The organism is Micromonospora sp. NPDC049089 (genome assembly GCF_040648775.1).
Taxonomy (GTDB): Bacteria; Actinomycetota; Actinomycetes; order Mycobacteriales; family Micromonosporaceae; genus Micromonospora.
Map to the genome: position 1 here is coordinate 1 of NZ_JBEZEH010000309.1, position 2,111 is coordinate 2,111.

1 rRNA gene and 1 other annotated feature (1 of these 2 running past the window's edge) are annotated in these 2,111 nt (G+C 56.9%); the gene reads right to left on the reverse strand.

From position 1 onward, the window contains the following. Positions 1-75 precede the first annotated feature (75 nt). Positions 76-192: ribosomal RNA gene (gene rrf, locus AB0B48_RS31685) — 5S ribosomal RNA — on the reverse strand. An 85-nt stretch (positions 193-277) separates the two neighbouring features. Further along, positions 278-2,111: a sequence feature (mutual gap in cmsearch alignment for this rRNA model is longer than 100), on the reverse strand; it runs 1,375 nt beyond the window's last position.

The following is a 2,111-nucleotide window of genomic DNA, read 5'->3' on the forward strand; positions in this document are numbered from 1 at the left end:
CCTGATGACCCCCGGAAAAAGGGCGGAGACGCAGAGAAGCCCACCCCGAATTGGGGTGGGCTTCTCTGGAAGATTGTCCGGCGGCGTCCTACTCTCCCACACCCTCACGAGTGCAGTACCATCGGCGCTGGAGGGCTTAGCTTCCGGGTTCGGAATGTAACCGGGCGTTTCCCCTCCGCCATGACCGCCGTAACTCTATGAACATATCAAACAACCCCGGCACACAATCACGGGTGTTCGCTTGTTCAGAGTTGCACAGTGGACGCGTAGCAGCTTAGTAGTCAAGTCCTCGGCCTATTAGTACCGGTCAACTGAACCCGTTACCGGGCTTACATTTCCGGCCTATCAACCCAGTCGTCTAGCTGGGGGCCTTACCCCACCAAGGTGGGTGGGATACCTCATCTTGAAGCAGGCTTCCCGCTTAGATGCTTTCAGCGGTTATCCCTTCCGAACGTAGCTAACCAGCCGTGCCCTTGGCAGGACAACTGGCACACCAGAGGTTCGTCCGTCCCGGTCCTCTCGTACTAGGGACAGCCCTTCTCAAGTATCCTACGCGCACGGCGGATAGGGACCGAACTGTCTCACGACGTTCTAAACCCAGCTCGCGTACCGCTTTAATGGGCGAACAGCCCAACCCTTGGGACCTGCTACAGCCCCAGGATGCGACGAGCCGACATCGAGGTGCCAAACCATCCCGTCGATATGGACTCTTGGGGAAGATCAGCCTGTTATCCCCGGGGTACCTTTTATCCGTTGAGCGACACCGCTTCCACTCGCAAGTGCCGGATCACTAGTCCCGACTTTCGTCCCTGCTCGACCTGTCAGTCTCACAGTCAAGCTCCCTTGTGTACTTGCACTCAACACCTGATTGCCAACCAGGCTGAGGGAACCTTTGGGCGCCTCCGTTACCTTTTAGGAGGCAACCGCCCCAGTTAAACTACCCACCAGACACTGTCCCTGAACCGGATAACGGTCCGAAGTTAGATACCCAAATCAACCAGAGTGGTATTTCAAGATTGCCTCCACCCATACTGGCGTATGGACTTCACCGGCTCCCACCTATCCTACACAAGCTAATTCGAGTACCAATGTCAAGCTATAGTAAAGGTCCCGGGGTCTTTCCGTCCTGCCGCGCGTAACGAGCATCTTTACTCGTACTGCAATTTCGCCGGGCCTGTGGTTGAGACAGTGGGGAAGTCGTTACGCCATTCGTGCAGGTCGGAACTTACCCGACAAGGAATTTCGCTACCTTAGGATGGTTATAGTTACCACCGCCGTTTACTGGCGCTTAAGTTCTCCGCTTCGCCCCGAAGAGCTAACAGGTCCCCTTAACGTTCCAGCACCGGGCAGGCGTCAGTCCATATACATCGAATTACTTCTTCGCATGGACCTGTGTTTTTAGTAAACAGTCGCTTCCCCCTGCTCTCTGCGGCCATACAACGCTCCACCCGCGCGGGGCTTCACGTCTCCGGCCCCCCTTCTCCCTAAGTTACGGGGGCAATTTGCCGAGTTCCTTAACCACAGTTCGCCCGATCGCCTCGGTATTCTCTACCTGACCACCTGTGTCGGTTTGGGGTACGGGCCGCTAAGAACTCGCTAGAGGCTTTTCTCGGCAGCATAGGATCACTGACTTCACCTGAATCGGCTCGGCATCACGTCTCAGCCTTCATGTGTTGCGGATTTGCCTACAACACGGCCTACACGCTTACCCCGGCACAACCACCGGCCGGGCTCAGCTACCTTCCTGCGTCACCCCATCGCTTGACTACTACCCATCAGGTTCCCACGCTCCCTCAACTCAGTCCGAAGACGTCATCAAGTTCGGGTGGTTAGCACAACGAGGTTCATCAGGGACGCTCTTTCGCGGGTACGGGAATATCAACCCGTTGTCCATCGACTACGCCTCTCGGCCTCGCCTTAGGTCCCGACTCACCCAGGGCGGATTAGCCTGGCCCTGGAACCCTTGGTCATCCGGCGGAAGGGTTTCTCACCCTTCTTTCGCTACTCATGCCTGCATTCTCACTCGTGCCGCGTCCACAACTGGGTCACCCCGCTGCTTCACTCGCGGCACGACGCTCCCCTACCCATCCACACACCTGCACAAGGAATCA